The following is a 23,226-nucleotide window of genomic DNA, read 5'->3' on the forward strand; positions in this document are numbered from 1 at the left end:
AAGGCTATGATGGATCAGCGGAATTTCGGGACGATGCAGCCCGCTTCAGCCGATCCTGCTGCCGTTGCGCTGGCCAAAGCGCTCGGACAGTGGCCGAAACCCCCCGCTCCTGGACGTCTCAGCCCGAAAAAAACCTTCGATACGGCGCGCGCGACCTCGGTGGAGGCGCTTGCCAAGGAACTGGGATTGCGGCTCGGCGACCAGAACGAGCTGACGATCCGCCGCATCAAGCGCGGCAAGGGCTACTCCTTCGTCCGCCCCAACGGCGCGCATATCCGCGACGCCCGCACCATCCGCCGGCTGCACGCCATGGCGGTGCCGCCGGCCTATCGCGAGGTGCGGTACTCGGCCGACCCGAACTCGCATCTTCAGGCGGTGGGACGCGATGCCGCGGGCCGGCTGCAGTACCGCTATCATGCCGATTGGGAAAAGGTCCGTGAGCACCGCAAGGCGCATCGCCTGGAAAAGCTCGTCGGCGCGCTGCCAAAGATCCGGCGCAAGGTCTCGATGTTCCTGTCGGGCGACGAGCCGACGCGCGAATTCGCGCTCTCGGCCGTGATCGAGCTGATCGCGCGCACCGCGATCCGTCCCGGCAATGAATCCTATGCCCGCCTCAACGGCACCCGTGGCGCCACCACGCTGCTGAAGTCCAACGTCACGCTGGAAGACGACAGCTTCGTGCTGACCTTCAAGGCGAAGGGCGGCAAGGCGGTGCGGAAGGAGTGCGACGCGGCCAAGCTGGTGCGCGCCATCGGCATTCTGCGGAGCGTCCCGGGCAAGCGCATGTTCCAGTATCGGGACGCCTACGGCATCGTGCGCGCGGTCAATACGACGCAGGTGAATGCATTCCTGCGCGAGATCGCCGGCATCAAGATTTCGCTGAAGGATTTTCGCACGCTGATGGCATCGGCGGTGGTCGTTGAATCCTTGTCGCGGATCACGCCGGCGACCAGCCAGCGCGGCCGCAAGAGGCAGGTCTTGGAAGCGATCCGTGCGGCGGCCGACAAGCTCTCCAACACGCCGGCGATCTGCCGCCGGAGCTACGTCCACGACACCATCGTCACCGCATTCGAGGACGGCATCCTCGAGCGTTTCGCCGCGACCATGAAGGGCCAGCGCTCGCAGGCCAGGCGCGAGCAGCTTTTGGCGCAGGTAGTGGCGACCGCAGCGGTGTAACCGCGCGACACGCGACGCCCCCCTACATCTTGCCCTGCGGCTTGCGCGGATCGGGGCCGGGATCCTGCCCTGCGGCAGCCATGGTCAGCCGCCCCAGGTAGTGCGTCCAACCCTTATCGTGGCTCGCGACCTGCTCCGCGTTCGGCAGGCCACTATGGGTCATGCGCAGCAAGGTGCCGCCGTCCTGCTCGATCAGGTCGATCTCGATCAAGCTCGACCCCGGTGGGACTTCCTTGCCCTCGTCCCAGCCGAAACTATAGGCGAGACGGTGGACCGGAACGACCTCACGGAATGTTCCGCGGGCATTGTTGCCGCTCGCGCCGACGCCCTTGACGAGGTAGAGCCCGCCCGGGTGGGGTTCGGTGGCAACCTCGGTGCCCATCCAGCTCAGGATTTTGTCAGGATCTGTCAGGAAGGCGAAAACCGTGGCGCGCGGTGCCGCAATGTGGGTCTCGCGTCGAAGGATGAACTGCTCAGTCATCGGCTGTTATCCCTAGGCTGATCTCGGCAGATGGCGGCGCCCAAGCGGCTCGTCAAGGATAGGCCGTGACAAAGACGGCGCGTCGAAGCCATGATCGTACCATGCAATTGTCCTCGACGCTCGCCTGGCTTGTCGATGCGGCGACCGAGACTGCGGGCGCCGACCGGCTGCTTGCCGAGCTCGGCGCGCATCTTGTCGCGGACGGATTGCCGCTCGCGGGCGGTACCCTGACGCTTGACGTTCCGCATCCACTGATTGCCCGGCGGACCTGGCTCTGGCGCGCCGAGAGCGGGGAAGTCATCGAAGCCCTGGGCTTTGCGCCAGGCGCGGCCGCATTTGCGTCCGAGGCGCGCGACGACGCCGGCGGCCGTTGGCTGCGCGGCATCGCAGCAGGGATCGTGCACGAAGACGTGATCGGCTCCGCCGAGGGCGGACCCTCGCTCGGCTGGATCGGGCCGCATCCGTTCACTCCCGCGGAGATCGATCATTTGCGGCAAGCCGCGCGTTTTGCCGCGGCGCCGCTGGCGGTGCTTGCAACGCGAGCCACCTTGTCGGCGTCGCTCGAGGCCTATCTCGGTCGTCGCAGCGCGGCGCGGGTGTTGTCCGCGCCGCTGCGCCGCGACGTCGGCGAGACCATTCAGGCGGCGCTGCTCTATGCGGACCTGCGCGATTTCACCGCGCTCTCCGAAACCTCTCCCCCCAATGTCGTCATCGCGGCGCTCGATGCCTGGTTCGACCGCATTGCCGGTGCGGTTCATGCCTTCGGCGGTGAGGTGCTGAAATTCATCGGCGACGGCATGCTCGCGATCTTCCCGGTGTCCGGCGAGGCCCGTCGTGGCGCATGCGATGCGGCTCTGAAGGCGGCATCCGCGACACGGGCGGGGATGGCGCATCTCAATGAGGAGCGTCGCGGTCAGGGCCTGCCGACGCTGTCGTTCGGTCTGGCGTTGCATCTCGGCGAGATGCTGTGGGGCAATATCGGCGCCGCCAATCGTCTCGACTTCACCGCGATCGGGCCCGCCGTCAATCTCGTGAGCCGGCTGGAGGGATTGTGCAAGCCGCTGGGCAGAAGCGTGCTCGTGTCAGGCGCGCTCGCCGCGGAGACTGACCTTCCGCTCATCCCGCTCGGCGAGCATCCGCTTCGCGGCATTGCCTCAGCATGCGCGGTGTTTGCTCTGCCGGAGACGTGAGCGGCCTCAGCCCGCCGGCGAGATAACTAGACCCCGCCCATCTTGCAGACGAGCTTCCACTCGTCCGCCGTGACCGGCTGCACCGACAGGCGCGAATATTTCACCAGCGCCATGTCGGCGAGCTTCTTCTCGGCCTTGACCGCGGCCATCGTCACGGGTGTCTTCAGCGGCTTGTCCGCCTTGATGTCGACACAGACGAACTTGCCGGTCTTGTCGGTCGGATCGGGATAGGCTTCCTTGATGATCTCCGCGATACCGACGATCTCCTTGCCCTCGTTGGAATGATAGAAGAACGCCTTGTCGCCCTTCTTCATGTTCACGAGATTCTGGCGCGCGGTGAAATTGCGCACGCCGGTCCAGGCCTCGCCCTTGGCGCCCTTGGCCACCTGCTGGTCCCAGGACCACACCGACGGTTCGGATTTCACCAGCCAGTACGCCATGTTCATTCCTCTGCCTTGAAGGGGCGTGTCAAAAGTCCCGATATCGCGGCATCGATCGTGCTCCGGCCGCTCAGGATCGCCGCGACGGCTTCTGATACCGGCATCTCGATGCTTTGCGAAGATGCGAGCTCGATCAGCACCGGCGCGGTGAATTCGCCCTCGGCGAGCTTGCCGGCGGGCGGCTGCTCGCCGCGTCCGAGCGCGAGGCCAAGCGCGAAATTGCGCGACTGAAGGCTCGAACAGGTCAGGATCAGATCGCCGAGGCCGGAAAGACCGGTGAGCGTCTCGCTGCGTGCGCCGAGCGCGCGACCGAAGCGGGCAAGCTCGGCAAAGCCGCGGGTCGTCAGCGCAGCTTGCGCCGAGGCACCGAGCTTACGCCCGACCGCGATGCCGACCGCGATCGCCAGCACGTTCTTGGCCGCGCCGCCGATCTCGACGCCGCGGACATCGGTGGAGTGATAGGGCCGGAATGTCGGCGAGCCCAGCGCCTGCACCAGATTGCTGGCCAGCGCCTCGTCCTTCGCCGCCAGCGTCACCGCCGTCGGCAGACCGCGCGCGACGTCATCGGCAAAGCTCGGGCCCGACAGGATCGCCGGCTGCGCGTGAGGCGCGGCCTCCGCAATCACGTCCGTCATGAACTTGCGCGTGCCGTGCTCGATGCCCTTGGCGCAGGCGACGATCGGCGTCGGCTTGACAAGATGTGCGGCCAGCATGTTGACCGCCCCGCGAAGATGCTGCGCCGGGGTTGCGATCAGCAGCATGTCGGCGCGCGTGGCCACGGCGAGCTCGCTCGTCACCACGATCTCCGGCACAAGCCGCACGCCGGGTAGCCGCGGGTTCTCGCGGCTCGACGTGATCCGCGCCGCATGCTCGTCATTCCGCGCCCAGAGCGTCACCGCGCGCCCGGCGCGTGCCGCCACAGTCGCAAGCGCCGTGCCCCAGGCGCCCGCGCCGATTACTGCGACGGATTGGAATGCGGTCATTGCACACTCTCTCCACTCCCTCCCCCCGCTTGCGGGGAGAGGGTTAGGGTGAGGGGGAGTCTCCGCAGGGGCGGTGAGAGTTGGACTCGCGGAAGCTCCCCCTCACCCGGATTGCATCTGCGATGCAATCCGACCTCTCCCCGCAAGCGGGGCGAGGTGAAGTTGAGCTCATGGCCACGGATCAGCATGTGAACCTGCTAAAATCCCGCGCGGGTGTTGGTGAAGCCGGCCGGTGCCGTGGCATTGGCATCGAGCAGCCAGCGCGCCCGCGGCTGCGCTTCCATTGTGTCGGTCATGCCGAGCGCGAGGCGTTCGGCGCCGGCCCAGGCGATCATCGCGCCGTTATCGGTGCAGAGCGAAGGCGGCGGCATGATCAGCTGCGTGTTCGCTTCCTTGGCAACGTCATGCAGCGCGCCGCGGATCGCCTGATTGGCGGCAACGCCCCCAGCCGCCACGAGCGCGCGCGGCGCGCCGAACTGCTCGCGGAAGAGTTTTAGGCCGACACTCAACCGGTCCGCCGTCGAGTCCAGCACGGCGGCCTGGAAGCTCGCGCAGAGATCGCTGATGTCCTGCGGCGTGAGCGGCGTGATCCGGCTCGCCTCGTTGCGCACCGCCGTTTTCAGTCCCGACAGGGAAAAATTCGCATCGGGGCGTCCCTGCATCGGCCGGGGCAAGGCAAAGCGTGCGACATCGCCGTCTGCCGCGGCGCGTTCAACCTGCGGTCCGCCCGGATAGGGCAGGCCCAGCATCTTCGCGACTTTGTCGAAGGCTTCGCCGATCGCATCGTCGACGGTGGTGCCGAGCCGCACATATTGCCCGACGCCGATGACTGCGACGATCTGGGTGTGGCCGCCGGAGGCGAGGAACAGGCAATAGGGAAATTCGATTCCGTCGGTGAGGCGCGGCGTCAACGCATGCGCCTCGAGATGATTCACCGCGACCAGCGGCGTGTCGTGGACCATCGCGATTGCCTTCGCGGTGGTGAGCCCGACGATCACCCCGCCAATCAAACCCGGACCTGCGGCCGCTGCGACACCGTCGAGTTGGGCGAAATCGATGCCGGCCTCGTGCATGGCGCGGTCGATGAGGCCGTCGAGCACGTCGACATGCGCGCGCGCGGCGATCTCCGGCACCACGCCGCCGAAGCGGGCATGCTCCTCGACCTGCGACCGAACGATGTTGGACAGGATCCTACCGTGACCGTCGGGCGCGCGCTCGATCACCGCCGCGGCGGTCTCGTCGCAGGTGGTTTCGATGCCCAGTACCAGCATTGGCGAATTGTTATCCAATTTGCGCCCTTGCGCTCATCCGTAAAGCAGAGTTCTGGTACGTCCGGTAGCATTCCGGGGTCGCCCAGCGCAATTGCCGTGCGCAGCCGTCCTCTTGAAAGCTCAAGGCGCCTGGGAACACAAGCCATGTCCATTCTCGTCACACGGCCGCATGCTGACAATGAAGCGACCGCGGAAAGTCTGCGCGCGCGGGGTCATGTGGTGCTGCTTGCGCCGGCGCTCAAGTTCGAGCCGGTGCCGTTCCATGACGAAAGCGAGGCCGACTACAGCGCCATCATCGTCACCTCGGCCAATGCGATCCGCGCCGTCGCGCCGCTCTTGAAGGATCTCGATCTCTTGAGGCTGCCATTGTTTGCAGTCGGCGAGCACACCGCGGCCGCCGCGCGCGCCGCTGGCTTTGCCGAGGTCATCGTCGCCGGCGGCGATGCCGCGGCCTTGCGCGACAGGGTGATGCAGGCCGCGCGCGACAAGGTGCTGAAGAAGAAAAGCACGCTGCTCTATCTGGCCGGCGCGGACCTGTCGCGCGATCTCGGCGGCGAGCTTGGTGCGGAGGGGTTCAACGTGGTCACGCAGACCACCTATCGCATGGCGCCGGTCAAGCATCTGCCGCGCGAGGTCTGCGAGGGCTTTGCCGCCAATGGCATAGGAGCGGTGCTGCACTACTCCCGGCGCAGCGCCCGGGCCTTCCTGGAGGCGGCGCGGGACGAAGGTGTCGAAATCTCGGCGCTGGCGATACCGCAATGCTGCCTGTCCGAGAATGTCGCGGCCGTGTTGCGCGAGGCCGGTGCGTCGCAGGTCCTGGTGGCCGCCACGCCGGACGAAAATGCCTTATTTGAAACCTTGGAGCGTGCTTTGCGCACCCGTTTAGCGTAAGAGGACGGGCCGAATCCGACGAAATCGGTCCCGAGGCACGCAAGTTTGAGGAACCGTCACGATGGCCGACGACAAGCCTGAAGACGCAGGATTGGCCCCGGAATCCGGCCGTGCCAAGCGCACCCCGCCCACCATCGACCTCGAGGCGACCGAAGTCTCCACCGAGCCGCAAGAGATGGCGGGCGAGCCGGAGGCTCAGCCGACGCCCGAGCAGGCACAGCCTGAGGAGGCTCGGTCCGAGGAGATCAGGATGGAGCCGGAGCCCGAGCCAGAGCGCGCCGAGGCGCAGGCTGCGGCCGCAGCGTCGCCGATTTCACCTTGGGTCATCGCACCGTTCTCCGGCGCAGTGGCGGCGGCGATCGTGATCGCGGTCGGCTGGATGCTGGGCTGGCCCGCCGTGCAGGCGCCGCCGGCGGCGTCGCAGGTCACCAGCGCCACGGTCGATGCGCTGAGCGGGCGTGTCGCAGCCGTCGAGACCAAGGTCGGCAAGCCGGCCGCAGATCCGGCGATGGCTGCGCGGATCGACGCGCTGGATAAATCTGCAAGCGCTTTGCGCAGCGACATCGCCAATCTGCGCGCACAGTCCGACAAGGTCGCCAGCGCATTGAACGATGTGAAGTCCGCGCCGCGCGATGCGGCCGCGTCCCCCGATCTTGCCGCCATCAACGAGCGCATCGCCCAGCTCGAGCGCGGCATCAAGACCGAGCGCGCCGAGCTGGCGCAGCAGGGCGAGAAGATTGCCGATGCGAAGACTGCCGATGACAAGCCGCTGCGCCATGTCGTAGCGGCCGCGCTGCTCGATGTCGCCGTTCGCCACGGCGATCCCTATGAGGCGCAGCTAGCAGCGGCGCGATCGTTCGCGACCAATCCCGACGTGCTGAAGCCGCTGAACGTGTTCGCATCGTCAGGCATTCCGACGCCGGTCGCGCTGAGCCGCGAGCTCCTGAACATCGTGCCAAAGCTGTCGCCGCCGGCGGAGGTGCAGACCAGCAGCACCGGCATCGTCGAGCGGCTCCAGGCGGGTGCGTCAAAACTCGTCCGCATCGAGCGCACCGACGGGGTCGGCAACGACCGCGGCGCGATCGTCGCGCGGGTGACGGCCGCGGCGCTGCGCAACGATTTCGTGGAGGCGCGGCGCGAGCTGAAGACCCTGGCCGAGGCCGATCGCGCCCCGGCGCAAGCCTGGCTCGACAAGGCCGATGCCCGCGATGTCGCGCTCGCGGCGTCCCGCAAATTCGCCGACGATGCCATGGCGGATCTCGCCAAGCCTGCTCAATAAGGTTCGCGCAACACTTCGCGCGTAATAGGGATCGCCATGCTTCGCATCGTGCTCTTTCTTGTTCTGATCGCACTCGCCGGCGCCGGCGCGGCCTGGGTTGCCGACCAGACCGGTGACGTCACGCTGACCTGGGGCGGCTTGCGCATCGCCACCACCATTCCGGTGTTCGCCCTTGGGCTGGGCGTCGTCGCGGTCGCGACCGTGATCGTCTGGAGCATTTTGACGACGATCTGGCGCACGCCGGCGCGGCTTCGCCGGCGCCGCCATGAAAAGCGCCACGCGCGCGGCCGCCACGCCATCACCCAAGGCCTGCTCGCGATCGGCCACGGCGACATGGCGCTCGCACGCCGGCAGGCCGAGGCGGCGCGGCGACACGCACCGAACGATCCGCTTGCGCTTCTGTTGCATGCGCAGTCGGCTCAGCTCGAGGGCAATCGCGACGAGGCGCAGCGCGTCTTCCGCGCCATGGCCGAGCGCGACGATACGCGGCTGCTGGGCCTGCGCGGCCTGTTCATCGAAGCGCAGCGCGCCGATGATGCGGTCGGCGCCGTGATGATCGCGGAGGAAGCGATCAAGCTGTCGCCGTCATCGACCTGGGCCTCGCATGCGGTGCTCGGCTTCCGCTGCGCGCGCAGCGACTGGAGCGGCGCGCTCGCGATCCTTGATTCGAATCTGTCCGCGGGCCTGATCGACAAGGCGACCTATCGCAGGCAGCGCGGCGTGCTGCTCACGGCGCGCGCACTGGAGCTGGAAACCATGGACCGCGACGTCGCGCGCGAGAGCGTGATGGAGGCGGTCAAGCTCGCGCCGACGCTGGTGCCCGCCGCGGTGCTCGCCGCGAAGTTCGAGAGCGAGGCGCATCAGGTGCGCCGCGCCATGAAGCTGGTGGAGGCGGCCTGGCTTGCCAATCCGCACCCCGATCTCGCCGACGCCTATGCGCATGTGAAGCTTGGCGATTCCGCGCGGCAGCGTTTGCAGCGGGTCGAGACGCTCGCGGCAAAGACGCCCGCCGACAAGCCCGGCCATATCGAGGGCCAGCTCGCGATCGCGCGCACCGCGATCGATGCGACCGAATTCGCCCGCGCGCGCGAGGCGCTCGCACCCTACGTCAACGATCCGACTCAGCGCGTGGCGCTGTTGATGGCCGAGATCGAGCGCAGCGAGCATGGCGATGGCGGCCGTGCCCGCGCCTGGACGTTGCGCGCCGTGCGCGCCCGCCACGATCCGGCCTGGACCGCGGATGGCTATGTCAGCAACCGCTGGCGCCCGGTCTCCCCCGTCACCGGCCGGCTCGACGCATTCCAGTGGCAGACGCCGGTCGCGAGCCTGCCCTCCGACAAGGGTACGATGATCGAGTCCTCGGCCTTCGAGGAAGCCATGCTTGCCGCCCCGGCGCCGAAGAAGGTGACGGCCAGCGTAAGCCCGGTGGAACCGGCTCCAGCCGCCCCCGTCGCAGCCGCGCAGGACAATTCTCCCCCCGAGGTCAAGACGCCTGAGAAGGCGTCCGAGGCAACGCCTGCCGAGCCGGCCAAACCGGTCCCTGAGCCGGCCGAATCAGAGCCGCCGGCGGCGACGCCGGTGTTCCGGGCCCGCGCTGATCTCGGCAAGCCCGCCTCGACGCCGATTCCGGCCGTTATCCCGATCGTCCGCGCCCCCGATGATCCCGGAATCGATGACGAGGGTCCCAGCGATGAATTTACGGAACAAATCGGCACGCCCAAGGCCCAGGCCGGCGGCTGGCGCGGATTCTGGTCCCGCTGGGGCGCGTGAGCCCCATTTCGCCCCCGGCTTGTCCTTGCCAATTCGGGCCATGCCCGATATCAGGAGCGCGCGTATCGGGACCGGCTTGGCTTGGTCCCGGCAGGGTCCGCCGCAATAGCTCAGTTGGTAGAGCACGTCATTCGTAATGACGGGGTCGGGGGTTCGAGTCCCTCTTGCGGCACCACTACTCTTCCGCAGCCGTTCTCCACCGTTCGTTTTCAATGCTCAAGACATTGAAATCGATGCTCTTTCACAGCATCCCGCTCGCGCCAGTTCATCCCCGTTCGTTGACAGCCGCAGAAACTGTGGTTCTTTTGGTGGTGCTCGGTTCGACGAGCGATTCCGAAAAGACCACACTTCGGGAGCGGGGGACATGGCGGGCGGGAAACTCACGGATAAGGCCATCAAGAACGCGAAGCCAGGCGAGCGGCTCGCAATTCTTTCTGATGGCAGCGGCCTGCAACTGTGGCTGACGCCGACAGGCGGGAAGCTCTGGAATTACGCCTATCGGTTCAATGGCAAGCGCAAGCGGCTGGCGATCGGGCCCTACGGCAAGGATCCGGCTGGTGTGCCGCTGGAAGCAGCCAGGAAGCGCAGGGATGAGGCGGCAGGCCTCGTGCGGGACGGTGTGGACCCAGCCACTCGGAAGCGGCAGGTGAAGGCCGCGCGGGCGGAGGCGCATGCCAACACGTTCGCGGTGGTGGCGGACGAATTGCTCGATAAGAAGAAGCGAGAAGGCGTCGCCGATGCGACCGCAGGCAAGTTGGAATGGCTGCTGGGTCTCGCCAAGGCTGATCTGGGGGCGCTACCGATCTCCGATATTTCAGCCGTCGAGATCCTGCGTGTTCTTCGACCGCTCGAATCGGCGGACAAACTCGAGACGGCCAAGCGCCTGCGAGCGGTCATCGGTTCGGTGTTCCGCTACGCTATCGCCACCGCGCGCGCCGAGAACGATCCGACACAAGCCCTGCGTGGCGCGATCGCGTCACCGAAACCCCAACACCGTCCCGCGATTACCAATCCGGAGGAGTTCGGGGGCCTCTTGAGGGCTATCGAGGGCTTTATGGGGCAACGAACAACGAAGGCCGCGCTGCAACTCATGGCGCTGCTCGCTTGTCGCCCCGGCGAATTGCGGCATGCGAGCTGGACGGAGTTCGATCTCGATCATTGCGCTTGGGAAATTCCCGCCAAGCGAATGAAGATGCGCCGGCCGCATCGCATTCCGCTGCCGGCGCAAGCCGTGGCTATCCTGAAAGGGCTGCATCCCATCACGGGACACGGCGCCGCCGGGCTGGTGTTCCCGGGCCTGCGTAGCGTGAAGCGGCCGATCAGCGAGAACACGATGAACGGCGCTTTACGGCGCATCGGGTTTTCCCAGGAAGAGGCGACCGCGCACGGCTTCCGCTCGACGTTTTCGACGCTGGCCAACGCGAGCGGCAAGTGGAGCGTCGACGCCATTGAGGCGGCGCTTGCGCATATCGAGCCAAACGCGGTGCGTCGAGCCTACCAGCGGAGCGATTTCTGGGACGAGCGCGTGAAGATGATGCAGTGGTGGGCCGAATATCTGGACACGCTGCGGCAAGGCGGTCGCGTATTGCCGTTTAAAAAATCCGCAAATTCTGCCGGATAAAGGGGGAGTGATGCAGAATCCCCAGGACGGCTGGATTCCGTTGGGACGCGCGGTCTTTCGATTTGGAATTGCCGGCACCAAAGCCTCCGCAACGAGTGAGCCGTCAGCCGGTGCTGATCTATTTTCGATCGAGGCATTCGAACAGTCCAATGATTGCGATGGAGTCTCAAAGGTCGCGTACGAGCCCGAGCTGTCGACGGTTGAGTATCTCACCGAACTTCTTCGAAAGAGTGCCGATGCTTCCAAAGTCGAAATCGATCGAGAAGGGGGGCGGTTTCTGTTCGCCTTCACGCTGTCGGGTGGAGGAGCAGCATGCCATGGCGGCCCACCTTGGGCGATCCTGCGGGAGCCGGATGAATCGCTGGAGCTCAATCCGCGACTTGAAGCGCTGTTGAACAACTCAGGTTTAGCCAGCGACTACGAAGCACCGTACGCAGGCTTCGCCAAGATCGGCGTGGACGAAGCAGCGGAAGGAGCTGGACAGTCAGAAGGTGTGCGTTTTGCGACGGGCCTCGTTTGGCGAAGGTTCATGCTCCTGGCATTCGATCGCGCGGTCAAGGTGCGTCGGGTGAAGCTATTTGCCCGCTGGCCTTCGACCAACGACGACTTCCAAGAACTACCGTCAGATATTTGGCCGTTTCTCGACGTCTTGGACTGGGAGCATGGAGTGGCGCGCGACATCCAAGGCGCGCTCTATAGCTCCATCCACGTTGCAGATTCCGACGATGACGCTCCATCCATATCGGACGAGCCAACGGCGCCCGCGTACCACCTGAAGATACGCCAGGCGGTGAGAGAGCTTTGGCCGACCGGCGACATGCCGGCGAGTACAAAAGAGCGCAACGCAGCTATCGACGACTGGTTTCGTGAAAAAGGTCAGCGCGGACCTAGCGAGAAAACGATCAGTCGCGCGCTAAAGTAAGACTGAGGATGATCCGGCTTCCGGTCCTGGGGGGCACTGAAGCGGAAGGCATCGCCCACTGGTGGGGAAGCAGTGCCCCACGCACAGGCAACCGAGCTCGACCGCCTGAAACGCCGCGGCTCGAGCGAGTAGAAGTCGGCCAATTCCGGTCAAATGCGGACAGTCCGCACTTGTCAAATGACTGTCCGCCCACGTCCCGTGATGCTTGCAGCAAGTCACGCTCGATAGAGCGCGGCCTTCACCGTCCGAAAGGAAGTGCTGCATGCGAACTATCCCTGTCCCCGACCAAAAGGGACCGCCTCCGGCCGCGATGACTCTCCGCGAGTTTTGCGCCTGGTCGCGTCTCGGCAAAACGTCTGCTTATCGCGAGGTCCGCGCCGGCCGCCTCCGCATCGTGAAGACCGGTGCCAAGACCCTGATCCTCATGAGCGATGCCGAAGCTTGGCTGCGCTCGCTGCCCACTGCGGCTGCCTAGCTCCCAAAACCCTCAATCGTCGCCCTCGCTGGAGCCTTCTCGGAACGAGAAGGCCCGCGCCACCTGCAAGTGGACACGGGCCAAAGGTCACTCAACATGAAAACCAATACCGAAGGCGCCTTCCACGCGCAATCCGTTCCCAATCCTCCCTTCCTCGATTCGCGCATCGGCGTCGGCCGTCCGAGCCCGATCACGGTAGGAGGTCGCTTCATTGCGCGCCGATACCACGTCGCTCCCGGTCTCGCTGACACGATCGCGGCTCTCGCCGGCTTCGAGCAGGAGGCCCACTAATGCCGTCGTACCCTGACAATCCGGGTTGGAAGGCAGCCGGCACCAGCGAAGATGCCGCCCAGGAGATCACCAGCCACGCCAAGACCGTGCGCGGCCGCGTGCTTGGATTCCTGACAAAGCGCCATCCAGGCGCGTTCAGCGCCGACGAAATTGCTGCTGCCCTGGACGAGAACATCCTGACAGTGCGCCCGCGCGTGTCGGAGCTGCGCCGTAGCGACCTGATCGAGCCGACCGGGGAGCGCCGCGCCAACAAGTCCGGCATGAGCGCGACGTGCTGGCGCGCCAAAGGGGGTGCCTCGTGAAGCCGGACCCGTTGACCCCTCCTGACTGCGACCTGCGTGATTTTTCCTGGATGCCGCTCGATGTCGTCCGGCTGCGCGACAGCGATCTTACCGTGCTGGCGAGCGGTGAAGCCTTCCGGGCCGCTGTGCTGCTCTGGTGCGCCTCCTGGCACCAGATGCCAGCCGCCTCGATACCTAACGACGAGCGGATCCTGGCCAAGCTTGCCGGCTACGGCCGCGATGTCGAGAGCTGGGCCAAGGTCCGTGACGATGCACTGCATGGCTTCGTCGAGTGCTCCGATGGCCGCCTGTACCACCCGGTAGTGGCCGAGAAGGCGCTCGAGGCTGACGATCACCGCAAGAAGCAAAGGGAGCGAACACTGAAAGCCACCGAGGCGCGACGTGGCGGTAAACGTGACGATGCCCGTAACGATGATCGTATCGAATATCGCAATGGGAAACGTGGGGATAATCACAACAAGAAACGTCGCGGTGCTCGTAACGAGGGGGACCTGACCGGACCTAACCTGACCAAAACTACTACCGAATCCAGTGAGAGAGTTACGCCCACTACTGCCGACGAGCCGCCGGCTCCGCCGTCGGAAACTCTCTCCGCGAAAGCAGGCGAGGTCCCCGAAGGGAAACCAGTCTCGACCGGATCGCTCATCGGCAAGCCCCTGCCCTCGGATTGGACGCCGAACGATCAGCTTTGCGAGGAGGTCAAATCCACCTTCGGCATGACCGACGCCGATCTCCAGGCCGAGCTTCCCGCTTTTCACGCGCTCAATGCCCAGCGCGGCACGTTCTCGAACAACTGGGATTCCACCTTCCAGCTGTTCTGCAAGCGCTGGAAGGAGCACCGCGACAAGCAGGCGGCCCCGCGCGCGCAGTTGAACCGCATGCCGGGGTCCGGTGATCGCTTTGTGCCCGGCCCTGCAGATTGGGACAAGGCCGCCGAGCTCTACGGGAAGACCGGCAGATGGCCGCGCGAGCATGGGCCTGATCCGATGTCGCCGGCCTGCAAGTGCCCGGTTGAGATCCTGCGCAAGCACGGCATCAACGAGAAGGGGGAACGGCGCATTCCATCGCGGAAGGTGTCGGCGTAATGGCTGAGGACACTTCCGCCTCCGTTATTTCTCTTCATCAGGTCCCGCGTGAAAGGAAGGACAAAACGGCGGCCGCGCGCGCCAAGGCCTACCGGCAGCGTAAAAGGCAGCAGGCGAAGCTGGCCACCTCCGCCGAGGGCGAACCTTCATTCTCCGAGTATTTGACCCCACCGGAGCTTCGGGTTGGCTTTGCAGCCGCCAACATCGGCGACGTGACGCTGGCGCGTGCGTCGCGCGTCACGCCGGCCGTCACGACCGCGCAAGCGGCGTTGTTGGACGCCATGTCGGTCCGCGACGGGGAGTGCAAGGGGGGCGTGGGCAGGTTCTGCCGGAAGTGCGAAGCGGCGGTCGCGGAGCGCCGCCAGGCACTCCAGTCCGAAATGGCGTTTGTCCGCAATCTGCGGATCCCTAAACTGGCGGAGCCATCAGGCTGGTCAGCTGGAGCTTCCGCGGCGCATTGCGGCCGTCCCCCGAAGACTTCGCCATGCTGAGGCTCATCCTGTTGGCCCTGCTGCCGCAGGTCGGCGGAGTGATGATCGGGCACAATTCGCGGTGGCGCAGCCTCCCGAGGAATTTAGCTTGCGCGCAAAAGGGCCGCGACGACGCCGAAACCACCCGCGCAACTGAGCAGATAGGTCGGTCTTCCGATCCAGCCCGCGTCGCTGGCAAGCGACGCGGGCATGCTCTCCCACAGGCTTAGCGCCAGCAAGACTGTCGCTACGGTCACACAAATAGCTCTGAGCATCCGATCCACTCCGTTCTCGCCAGGGCCTGATTGCAGTGGCGTGCCTGCGACCGTCCTGTGCCGGACGGCAAGCGGCAAGGGGATCGTTCTGAAGCCGCTGTTGCGGGTGGTATTGGCAAGAAGCCAAATGATGGCTAGGCCGCGCTCACGGGTCTCGATGCTTGGTCCGCCAGTTCTTGCCTGCTTCTATAAGTGACGGATCGTTTAGGAGTTCGGCTGCTCGTCTCCACATGGACTCCTGGCTAGGAGCCTCGGATTTCAAAATGCGGCGTTTTGCCGGCGCGCAGCGGCCGGAGGTATATCGGCGTTTGATATCCTCCCTGAGAGCCTTCTCGATCCGCGTGATGTCGGACGGGTGGAATATCCGCTTCCTGCCCACGGGTGTGCAATAGGGCTCGCCGGCGGCATCCACCGGATGGGCCCGCAGCCACTCCTGCAGCCAGCGGACGGTGACGTGGAGGGCGTTGGCGACTTGCTCGATCTCGAGACGCTGGCGAAGGGGCATCAGGACCACTCCCCCGGCGTATGGCCTCGCTGGACGCGATCTATACGTTGAGCGTTCATCCTGCCTAATCCTTCCATTTGGAGTCGGGATCATCGTTAGCGTCCGGCTGGACGAGGGAACGAGTGTCGATCGGCCGGTCGCTGATTATCAGGGTGCCGTCGGATTTCACTCCAACTACGAACAGGCCAGCCCGTTGGACGCCACGGATGGCGCGCGCAAGCGAACACTCGGTGGTAGGGCTTTGCTCATGAAAGCTCATCCGGCGCGGGCAGGAGATCATTCGTGGTAAAAAGTGAAGCGAGAAAACTGCGATCTTACGAAGATAGTTGGCGTTTGTGTCCCCGTAATGCCCGCAGTTCACCGCCGATCTGCGCGCGCCTAGCCGCGCACGGGCGTCATATGCCGCAGAGTTGTGCCCCCGTCCGACGCCCTCCGCCGCGTGGTGAAACTGATTGCCGGTTAGTCCCTGACCGATCCGAGGATCACCGGGACTGAGGTTGTCGATCCGATGCCGTCGGCCATACGGGCGAGCTCCGTCTCGATGATGATGCGCGTGCGCACCGGCTTCAGCCCAGGGGGAATCCCGCCCCTGTTGCCGTGCTGCCTATCCTTGGTCATCGCCCTGACGTCGACCTTGGGCTCGCCCACGGTATGTGATGGCCAGACTGGAGGGAGATTAATGCCGGCCCCAGGTGATGGACCCGGAGCCGGCTTCGCACGAATCAGGCTGAGCTAAACAGTCTCACCGTCCCAGCCGGTGTCCCACAATTTATTGGGACGACTCGAAAGGCGCGACCGGTTAAGGGGCGAAAGAGCTACGCTGAGATCGATCAAAGAGACAATGCGGGCCGGATGATAGCTCTGGTCAAGCGACTAAGGCGGAAGCGCCCCGAGGGCGGCCGCCGATCTCTGAGCGACATCTCGACAGAACTCGAAAAGGCAGGCTTTACCAGCGCGACTGGCAAGGCCATTTGCCGGCACCGTAATTGCCCGTATGCTCGGCGAGATCGAGACATGATAAGCGATGCCGAGACTGGTTGGGCTGCAAAGAAGTGTGTTGGCGGGGGAAATGTTAGATAAATCAGTGCGTTGGATGTCACTCGAAGAGCTCGAACGGCATCTTTGGCAGGCGGCGGACATCCTGCGCGGCCATGTCGATGCGGGGAAGTTCAAGGACTACATCTTTGCGCTCCTATTTTATCGTCGGCTGTGCGACGTGTGGGACGAGGAGTTCGAGGTTCTACTCGCCAAGACCGGTGACCGGGAGGAGGCAGCCGATCCTGATGAGCATCGCTTCCATATCCCGCCGCCGCATCACTGGAATGCAGTCAGGAAGCACGCGACCCAAATTGGCCAGCATCTGAACAATGCTTTCGCGGCCATCGAAGACGCCAACCTGCGTCTGCGCGGCGTTTTCGGCGATGTGGACTTCGCCAATCAGGAACGCTTCCCTGACGCGCGCCTGGAGAGATTGCTCGCCCACTTCGAAAAGCACCGGCTCAGGAACAGTGACGTGCCGCCCGACATCCTGGGCGACGCCTACATGTATCTGATCGAACAGTTCGCGGAGGGCGCGGGCAAGAAGGGCGGTGAGTTCTACACACCCCGGCAGCTTGTGAAGCTGATCGTCGAGTGCCTTGATCCCCAGCCGGGAATGTCGATCTACGATCCGACGTGCGGCTCTGGCGGCATGCTGCTGGAAGCGGTTCAACACCTCAAGAACAGAGGCCAAGACCCCCGCAGTCTTTCGCTCTATGGGCAGGAGAAGGAGCTAGACACTTGGGCCATCGCCCAGATCAACCTGTTCCTTCACGACATCGACGACGCTTTCATCGCCAAGGGCGACACTATCCTCGACCCTAAACGATACGATCCGCGCGCACAGGAGTTCACGCCCGGCATCGGGGCCTATGATCGGGTGATGGCCAATCCGCCCTTCTCACAGAAGGTCTGGGGTCACGAGGTCTGGACCAACGGCGATCCGTTCGGCCGTGACGTCTATGGTGCGCCGCCAAGGGGTTATGGCGACCTTGCTTTCGTCCAGCACATGATCGCTTCGCTGAAAGACGACGGCATGCTGGGCGTGGTCGTACCGCACGGCGTGCTGTTCCGAGGCGGCGCCGAAGGTCGCATTCGCGAGGCCATGCTGAAGGCCGATATCATCGAGGCGGTGATCGGACTAGCTCCCAACCTTTTCTACGGCGCGGGCATCCCGGCGGCGGTCCTAATCATCCGAAAGGCCAAGCCAGCCGCGCGGAAGAGAAAAGTGCTAGTCGTAAACGGCGACGCAACCTTCACGCCAGGCAAGGCGCAGAACCACCTTACCGACGCCAATGTGCGGACGCTGGCCGACGCCTTCCGCGGCTTCGCTGAAGTCGAGAGGCTGGCACGCGCGGTGTCCGTCGATGAGATCGAGGCGAACGGCTTCAACTTAAACATTAGCCGCTACGTCCAGACCGGCGCGGACGCCGAGGCCATGGATGTCGCCGCCGAAGCGGCCAAGCTCCAAGACCTGATAGCCAAGCGCGACGAGGCCGAGGCGGTGATGTTTGGGCACCTCAAGAGACTCGGCTATGTCGGGTGAGGCGCAGGCGGGGTGGCGCGCCATGCTCTTTTCCGAGGCCGTCGCGATCAATCCAAAGCGCCAGCTCCCAAGAGAAGGGCAGGTGCCTTTCCTTGACATGGCGAGTTTGCCGCTCAACGGCGCGGACGTGTCGGTCCTGACTACCCGCGAGATCAGTAGCGGCGGCTCCAAATTTCAGTCTGGCGACACGCTCTTCGCTCGGATCACCCCTTGCGCCGAGAATGGAAAGCTCGGCTTCGTTCAGTCGATCAATGGTGGTCAGGTGGCGCAAGGCTCTACCGAGTTCATCGTCATGGCGGGACGCGATGGACTGACACTGCCTGAGTATGTTCGCTGTCTCGCCGGTTGGTCTGAAGTTCGTGACCAAGCCATCGGCTTGATGGAAGGCACGTCGGGACGTCAGCGAGTGCCGCAGTCGGCTTTCGATGAGATCGAGGTTCTGATCCCCCCGCTCGAAGAGCAGCGACGGATCGCCGAGGTGTTGCGGTCGGTAGATGAGCTTCTCTCAGTCGTCGAACGCAAAGCAGAACAAGGCGAACGAACGCTGTCGGCGTATTTTGCAGAAGCGTTCGCGAACGCCGTTCCGCAGGATGGCACTGGCGTGGCCCTCGACGACCTGCTTTCCCGCATTATCGACTATAGGGGAGTTCCACCGCCCAAAGCGCCCAGTGGTGTCCCGCTGCTGACCGCAAAGAATGTGCGGTTTGGCTACCTCGATCCTGAGCCGAGGGAGTTCATCGCAGAGGACGACTACGAGTCTTGGATGCGTCGCGGCATTCCCGCCGTTGGCGATGTGATGTTTACGACCGAGGCCCCCCTCGGAAATGTTGCTGACTTCCCGAACTATCGAGCCGCGCTTGGCCAGCGGACTCTAACCTTGCGGCCCGATCCTGTTCGGTTGACTTCCAGTTACCTTAAGTGGCTCCTTCTCTCACCTTATGCTCAAACGCTCATCGAGCGTCACGCCACGGGTTCGACAGCAAAGGGGATCAAACAGACGACCTTCAGAAAACTTCGGTTCAACGTGCCATCACTCGCCAATCAAAGCGAAATTGGTGCGGTCTGCGACTCCATCTGGGCGGACGTCGTTGCGTCAAGAGCCCAAAGCAGTGCCTTGATTAAGCTTCGTGGCCTCCTTTCAGGTGACCTCCTCTCGGGCCGCGTCAAGGTACCCGTGCCCGTATGAGCGAATACCGCCTCGCCGAGAAGCCCGCACTCGATGCCCTGGTAGCAATAGGCTACTGCGCACTTCATCCCGAGCCGGCAATGCTGATGCGGCAGGAGGCCAACCGCGTCGTGCTGAAGCCGATTTTGATCGAGGCTCTCCAGATTGTAAACGAGAGCTTAAGCGTCGAGGACGCAGAGGCGATCTATACCGACCTCAACATCCTGTCGGATAACGAGGAATGGCAGCGTCGCCTGCGCGGATCCTATTCCCGGCGACTAAAGGGCGAAGCCAAGGACAGGCCGGTCAATTTGATCGACTTCAAGCGGCCCGATAGGAACCGCTACCACATCGTGCGCCAGTTCAAGGTTGAGGCTCAGCGGTCGCGGATCGCCGACCTTGTAGTGTTCGTGAACGGCATCCCGGTGGTCGTGATCGAGGCGAAATGCCCGCTGAAGGCGGCCGATCGATCCGGCCAGGCGTTCGAGCAGATCAAGCAGTATGAGCGGGACATCCCGCGCTTATTCTATTCCAATGCCTTCAACATAGTGACGGACGGAATGGCGACGCTTTATGGCGCGACCGGCGCACCGTCGAAGTTCTATGCCCCTTGGTCCGACCCGTGGCCGCGCTCATACGACGAGTTTACAGATGACCTAAACAAAGAACTGTGGTGTCTGCTGGAGCCTTCCCGGCTGCTGGACCTATTGGCCCACTTCATCCTCTTCGAGACGGATCCCGACAGCGGGCGGCGGATCAAAAAGATCTGCCGCTATCAGCAGTTTCGAGCAGTCAATAAGGCGGTGAACCGCGTCGCCGAAGGAAATAAGAAGGGCTTGATTTGGCACACCCAAGGCTCGGGCAAGAGCCTGACAATGGTCTTCCTCACCTTGAAGCTGAAGACCCATCTGACGCTTGATGCATCGACGCTCCAGAACCCGAACATCCTCGTGCTGACCGACCGGATCGATCTGGACGATCAGATTTCCAAAACTTTCGTCGCCTGCGGTCTGCCCAATCCGAAGCAGGCACTGTCGGTCGGCGAACTACGCGAGGCCGTCGCGCGGGGCGGCTCGGGCCAAATACTGCTCTCGACTATCTTCAAGTTCCAAGGCTCCAAGGAGCCGATCCCGAACTCGGAGGACTGGATCGTGCTGGTGGACGAATGCCACCGCACGCAGGAGAAAGACCTCGGCGCCTTCCTTCAGGCGACCCTGCCTAATGCCCGCTACTTCGGCTTCACCGGCACACCGATCAAGAAGGCCGACAAGGACACCTACGCTCGCTTCAGCGAGCCGGGCGAAACCTATCTCGACAAATATGGCATCGACGACGCGGTGCGCGACGGTGCCACCGTCCCGATCCTCTACGAGGGCCGGAAGACCGAGTGGTCGATCAACGAGGCCGAGATCGACATCCTGTTCGACCGCTGGTTCGTCGATCTGTCCGACGAGAAGCGCGAGATGCTAAAGCAGAGAGGTGTCAGCCTCGCCCTGATCGCCAAGCACCCCGAGCGCATCCGCCTCATTGCCCGCGACATCTGGGAGCACTTCAAGCAGACGTGCCGCCCTGATGGCTTCAAGGCTCAGATTGTCGCCATCGACCGCGAGTCGGTCGTACTCTATCGCGCCGCCCTAGCCGAGGTGATCGCAGCCGACCTGACCAAGGGCGGAATGCCCGAAGCGGAAGCAACGACGAAGGCCGATCGCATGATCGCTTGCGTTTTTTCCAAGAGCCAAGAGGACAACAAGCCAAGCGAAGACGCGGACATCGCTGTGTTGCGTGCCGAACTGGAGGCCCATTACCTCGATGACGACGGAGAAAAAGCCGCCAAAAAGGCGTTCAAGGGGAGCACGGACGAACCGAGTTTTTTGATCGTCTGCGATAAGCTGTTGACCGGCTTCGACGCGCCAAACGAGCATGTCATGTATCTGGACAAGCCACTGCGCGAACACGGATTGCTGCAGGCCATCGCGCGTACCAACCGAACCTGCTCGATCAAGAGGCCGGACGGAACGACCGTCGATAAGCCACACGGCCGGCTCGTGGACTACATTGGCGTCACTCAAAACCTCGAAGACGCCCTGTCGTCCTATCGTGCTGACGACGTTCAGAACGCCCTTCGCGATCTCGACCTGCTGCGCCGCGATCTGCGCGAGACCTATGCCCGGTTCATGCGCCAGAAGCGCCTAATGGACCTCGATGGAATGACCGAAAGGGCCGCCGCGTACGCCGTTGAGAAGCTGGTCTCGGATGGTCGTGAGGACGACTGGTTCGAGCTTCAGCGGCTGGGCCGTCACTTCGTGCGGTCGTATGGCGATTTGTCGCCTGATCCGGCGATCCTTGATTTCACCGAGGACATGAAGTGGACCGCAACCTTCCTGCGATTGGCCCAACAGGCCATCACCAAGGACGAGAGCCTCGACCATCTGAGCTATTCCGGCAAGATCAGGGACATGCTGGAGGAACACGTACGCGCCACCGGCCTCACCACGACCGTTCGTCTCCGCAATATCACTGACCCGGATTTTACGGACGACTTCCAGACCGAGGGGAGGTCGGAGGAGGAGCTGTACGCGGCGTTCGTGCGGAAGGCCGCCGAACTGAAGCGCGTAACCCGGGAACTGGTCGACAAGAACCCGGCTCAATACGGCCGTTTCTCCGAGCGGGTGCTAGAGATCATTCGCCGGTTTGAGGAAGGCCAAATCGCCGCCGTCGAAGGTCTTCGAGACTTCGAAGACTTGACCGACGGCATTGCGGTCGAGGCGCGCGCTCATGACGAATTGGGAATGGATGAACGGGCCTTCGCCATCCTGCGGATCATGGAGCCGCATGCGCCGGTGACAGAACATGCGCCGCTTCGGGCGGTGGCTGTTGAGGTTGGTGATCTCTATGCCAAGGCGCAGGCCAGTCAGCCGTCATGGTTTTTCATGGACGGCTACAAGAGGGAGCTTCGCCGCGAGGTTCGCAGGCTGCTGCGTCCGCTCGATCTCAAAGATGTCAATGCCGTTAGGGACGAGATCGAGAATTACGCCGTACAGGCCTACGCCGAGGCCAGCTGATGGGCGTCCTGCGCATCGGTCAGACCGAGGTCGCCTACGAGCTTCGGCGATCCGCCGCCACATCGGAACGACGAATTACGGTCATGCCGGGCCACGTAGAAGTCATGGCCCTGGCGACTGACGACGAAGAGGAGATTGATGCTTTTCTGAGGCGGAAACGCCGGTGGTTGTTTAACGCCGTGCGTGAACTTGAAGCTAGGGCGGCCACCCGTCCCGTCGTTTCTCGCTTCGCAACCGGCTCCAAGGTCCCGTACAGAGGGCGAATGGTTCGTCTGACCGTACGTCGCCATGATGGGCCACACATCGAAATCAGCTACCGCCGCGGGTTGGTCGTCGATGTTCCATCTTGGGTCCGAACAGACTCTGCGATCGCCACTGAAATTGCAGTTTGGCTCAAGCAGCGTGTTCGTCGAGACGTTCGTGAGATCGCGTCTGTATATCAGACGAAATTCGACCTCAGGCCTCGGTCCATCCGAGTTGCAGACATGAGGGGCGGATGGGGATCCTGCGGTCCTTCCGGTAGCCTCACAGTAAGCTGGCTCCTGATCTTTGCACCAAGGTCGGTCCTAGAATACGTCGTTGCGCATGAGCTGGCCCATCTAAAACATCGCTCGCACGGAAGGGCTTTCTGGTCCTATTTGCGATCGATCATGCCGTCGTACGAGAAGCCCAAGGCATGGCTTGAGGTGCACCAGTCTTCGCTCAACGCTGATTTTCTTCGGAAGGCCAACTTGCGCTGATTTTGATGGAGACGTACTCCGGGACGCGGCGATGATAGGTCGAGCGTGCCTCCGGTGTTGCCGCGCGTCGCGACGCCCGCGATCGCTCGATCGGTTGGGATCATCGAGTTGTTGATGACCGCGCCCCAATTGTTGTTGTTGCCAGTGCCCTGGAGGATCAATCCAAGGTTTGAATTGTAAGTATCGGCGGGCATGCAGTAAGCCTTTCGATGAAGCCCAGCATTGTGCGCGACGGTCTCAATGTCGCG

The 23,226-nt window shown here is 63.8% G+C and carries 23 protein-coding genes and 1 tRNA gene; 17 read left to right on the forward strand and 7 right to left on the reverse strand.

Going from position 1 to position 23,226, the window contains the following annotated elements; all coding sequences use genetic code 11:
• Positions 1-6 precede the first annotated feature (6 nt).
• Positions 7-1,176 carry a DNA topoisomerase IB gene (locus AYJ54_RS45565; protein ID WP_063709023.1) on the forward strand — a complete coding sequence of 390 codons (1,170 nt, stop codon included), beginning with the start codon at positions 7-9 and terminating at the stop codon, positions 1,174-1,176.
• A 22-nt stretch (positions 1,177-1,198) separates the two neighbouring features.
• Here AYJ54_RS45565 and AYJ54_RS45570 read toward each other — a convergent pair whose 3' ends face one another.
• Positions 1,199-1,657 carry an SRPBCC family protein gene (locus AYJ54_RS45570; protein ID WP_063709025.1) on the reverse strand — a complete coding sequence of 153 codons (459 nt, stop codon included), beginning with the start codon at positions 1,655-1,657 and terminating at the stop codon, positions 1,199-1,201.
• A 101-nt stretch (positions 1,658-1,758) separates the two neighbouring features.
• Here AYJ54_RS45570 and AYJ54_RS45575 point away from each other — a divergent pair, with 101 nt between their 5' ends.
• The gene (locus AYJ54_RS45575) at positions 1,759-2,847 is read left to right on the forward strand and encodes an adenylate/guanylate cyclase domain-containing protein (protein WP_063709026.1); all 1,089 of its coding nucleotides are present in this window, start codon (positions 1,759-1,761) and stop codon (positions 2,845-2,847) included.
• Between the two features lie 26 nt (positions 2,848-2,873).
• On the opposite strand, the gene AYJ54_RS45580 is transcribed toward AYJ54_RS45575, so the two are convergent.
• The 3 genes from AYJ54_RS45580 to tsaD form a co-directional block, all read right to left on the reverse strand.
• Positions 2,874-3,287 carry an EVE domain-containing protein gene (locus AYJ54_RS45580; RefSeq protein WP_063709028.1) on the reverse strand — a complete coding sequence of 138 codons (414 nt, stop codon included), beginning with the start codon at positions 3,285-3,287 and terminating at the stop codon, positions 2,874-2,876.
• Between the two features lie 2 nt (positions 3,288-3,289).
• Positions 3,290-4,270, reverse strand: coding sequence for an NAD(P)H-dependent glycerol-3-phosphate dehydrogenase (locus AYJ54_RS45585; protein WP_063709030.1), 981 nt, complete (start codon positions 4,268-4,270; stop codon positions 3,290-3,292).
• Positions 4,271-4,467: 197 nt separating this feature from the next.
• Positions 4,468-5,541, reverse strand: a complete 1,074-nt coding sequence (gene tsaD, locus AYJ54_RS45590) for a tRNA (adenosine(37)-N6)-threonylcarbamoyltransferase complex transferase subunit TsaD (protein ID WP_063709031.1) — start codon at positions 5,539-5,541, stop codon at positions 4,468-4,470.
• A gap of 144 nt (positions 5,542-5,685) precedes the next feature.
• On the opposite strand from tsaD, the gene AYJ54_RS45595 reads away from it, so the two are divergent.
• The 11 genes from AYJ54_RS45595 to AYJ54_RS45645 all read left to right on the forward strand — a co-directional run bounded on the left by AYJ54_RS45595 (position 5,686) and on the right by AYJ54_RS45645 (position 14,668).
• Complete coding sequence (locus AYJ54_RS45595; RefSeq protein ID WP_063709033.1) at positions 5,686-6,432, forward strand: uroporphyrinogen-III synthase; 747 nt, start codon at positions 5,686-5,688, stop codon at positions 6,430-6,432.
• Positions 6,433-6,493: 61 nt separating this feature from the next.
• The gene (locus tag AYJ54_RS45600) at positions 6,494-7,711 is read left to right on the forward strand and encodes a COG4223 family protein (RefSeq protein ID WP_063709035.1); all 1,218 of its coding nucleotides are present in this window, start codon (positions 6,494-6,496) and stop codon (positions 7,709-7,711) included.
• A gap of 36 nt (positions 7,712-7,747) precedes the next feature.
• Positions 7,748-9,481 carry a heme biosynthesis protein HemY gene (locus AYJ54_RS45605; RefSeq protein WP_063709036.1) on the forward strand — a complete coding sequence of 578 codons (1,734 nt, stop codon included), beginning with the start codon at positions 7,748-7,750 and terminating at the stop codon, positions 9,479-9,481.
• Between the two features lie 99 nt (positions 9,482-9,580).
• A tRNA-Thr gene (locus AYJ54_RS45610) sits at positions 9,581-9,656 on the forward strand.
• Between the two features lie 189 nt (positions 9,657-9,845).
• On the forward strand, positions 9,846-11,102 hold the full coding sequence (locus AYJ54_RS45615; protein ID WP_063709040.1) for a tyrosine-type recombinase/integrase: 1,257 nt from the start codon (positions 9,846-9,848) through the stop codon (positions 11,100-11,102).
• 10 nt (positions 11,103-11,112) lie between these two features.
• The gene (locus AYJ54_RS45620; RefSeq protein WP_063709042.1) at positions 11,113-12,024 is read left to right on the forward strand and encodes a hypothetical protein; all 912 of its coding nucleotides are present in this window, start codon (positions 11,113-11,115) and stop codon (positions 12,022-12,024) included.
• Between the two features lie 262 nt (positions 12,025-12,286).
• Positions 12,287-12,499 (forward strand): helix-turn-helix domain-containing protein, encoded by a 213-nt coding sequence (locus AYJ54_RS45625; RefSeq protein ID WP_245329338.1) that lies wholly within the window; start codon positions 12,287-12,289, stop codon positions 12,497-12,499.
• Between the two features lie 96 nt (positions 12,500-12,595).
• Positions 12,596-12,790 carry a hypothetical protein gene (locus AYJ54_RS45630; RefSeq protein WP_063709045.1) on the forward strand — a complete coding sequence of 65 codons (195 nt, stop codon included), beginning with the start codon at positions 12,596-12,598 and terminating at the stop codon, positions 12,788-12,790.
• Positions 12,790-13,092, forward strand: coding sequence for a helix-turn-helix domain-containing protein (locus AYJ54_RS45635; RefSeq protein ID WP_063709046.1), 303 nt, complete (start codon positions 12,790-12,792; stop codon positions 13,090-13,092). The genes AYJ54_RS45630 and AYJ54_RS45635 overlap by 1 nt, the downstream gene beginning before the upstream one ends.
• Positions 13,089-14,177, forward strand: coding sequence for a DUF1376 domain-containing protein (locus AYJ54_RS45640; protein WP_201724343.1), 1,089 nt, complete (start codon positions 13,089-13,091; stop codon positions 14,175-14,177). Before AYJ54_RS45635 ends, AYJ54_RS45640 begins: the two co-directional genes overlap by 4 nt.
• The gene (locus tag AYJ54_RS45645; RefSeq protein WP_063709050.1) at positions 14,177-14,668 is read left to right on the forward strand and encodes a hypothetical protein; all 492 of its coding nucleotides are present in this window, start codon (positions 14,177-14,179) and stop codon (positions 14,666-14,668) included. The genes AYJ54_RS45640 and AYJ54_RS45645 overlap by 1 nt, the downstream gene beginning before the upstream one ends.
• Positions 14,669-15,067: 399 nt before the next feature.
• Here the strand turns inward: AYJ54_RS45645 and AYJ54_RS45655 are convergent, their stop codons facing one another.
• The gene (locus AYJ54_RS45655; RefSeq protein WP_063709054.1) at positions 15,068-15,427 is read right to left on the reverse strand and encodes a hypothetical protein; all 360 of its coding nucleotides are present in this window, start codon (positions 15,425-15,427) and stop codon (positions 15,068-15,070) included.
• Between the two features lie 459 nt (positions 15,428-15,886).
• Positions 15,887-16,045 carry a hypothetical protein gene (locus AYJ54_RS51000; protein ID WP_161491956.1) on the reverse strand — a complete coding sequence of 53 codons (159 nt, stop codon included), beginning with the start codon at positions 16,043-16,045 and terminating at the stop codon, positions 15,887-15,889.
• 466 nt (positions 16,046-16,511) lie between these two features.
• On the opposite strand from AYJ54_RS51000, the gene AYJ54_RS45670 reads away from it, so the two are divergent.
• The 4 genes from AYJ54_RS45670 to AYJ54_RS54235 all read left to right on the forward strand — a co-directional run bounded on the left by AYJ54_RS45670 (position 16,512) and on the right by AYJ54_RS54235 (position 22,978).
• Positions 16,512-18,011 carry an N-6 DNA methylase gene (locus AYJ54_RS45670; protein ID WP_136624392.1) on the forward strand — a complete coding sequence of 500 codons (1,500 nt, stop codon included), beginning with the start codon at positions 16,512-16,514 and terminating at the stop codon, positions 18,009-18,011.
• Positions 18,001-19,197, forward strand: a complete 1,197-nt coding sequence (locus AYJ54_RS45675; protein ID WP_063709061.1) for a restriction endonuclease subunit S — start codon at positions 18,001-18,003, stop codon at positions 19,195-19,197. Before AYJ54_RS45670 ends, AYJ54_RS45675 begins: the two co-directional genes overlap by 11 nt.
• The gene (locus AYJ54_RS45680; RefSeq protein WP_063709062.1) at positions 19,194-22,238 is read left to right on the forward strand and encodes a type I restriction endonuclease subunit R; all 3,045 of its coding nucleotides are present in this window, start codon (positions 19,194-19,196) and stop codon (positions 22,236-22,238) included. Before AYJ54_RS45675 ends, AYJ54_RS45680 begins: the two co-directional genes overlap by 4 nt.
• Positions 22,239-22,342: 104 nt before the next feature.
• On the forward strand, positions 22,343-22,978 hold the full coding sequence (locus tag AYJ54_RS54235) for a M48 family metallopeptidase (RefSeq protein WP_430641475.1): 636 nt from the start codon (positions 22,343-22,345) through the stop codon (positions 22,976-22,978).
• Here AYJ54_RS54235 and AYJ54_RS51655 read toward each other — a convergent pair.
• On the reverse strand, positions 22,873-23,172 hold the full coding sequence (locus AYJ54_RS51655) for a hypothetical protein (protein ID WP_063709065.1): 300 nt from the start codon (positions 23,170-23,172) through the stop codon (positions 22,873-22,875). The genes AYJ54_RS54235 and AYJ54_RS51655 overlap by 106 nt on opposite strands.
• Between the last annotated feature and the right edge of the window lie 54 nt (positions 23,173-23,226).

It is taken from the genome of Bradyrhizobium centrolobii, from assembly GCF_001641635.1.
Taxonomy (GTDB): Bacteria; Pseudomonadota; Alphaproteobacteria; order Rhizobiales; family Xanthobacteraceae; genus Bradyrhizobium; species Bradyrhizobium centrolobii.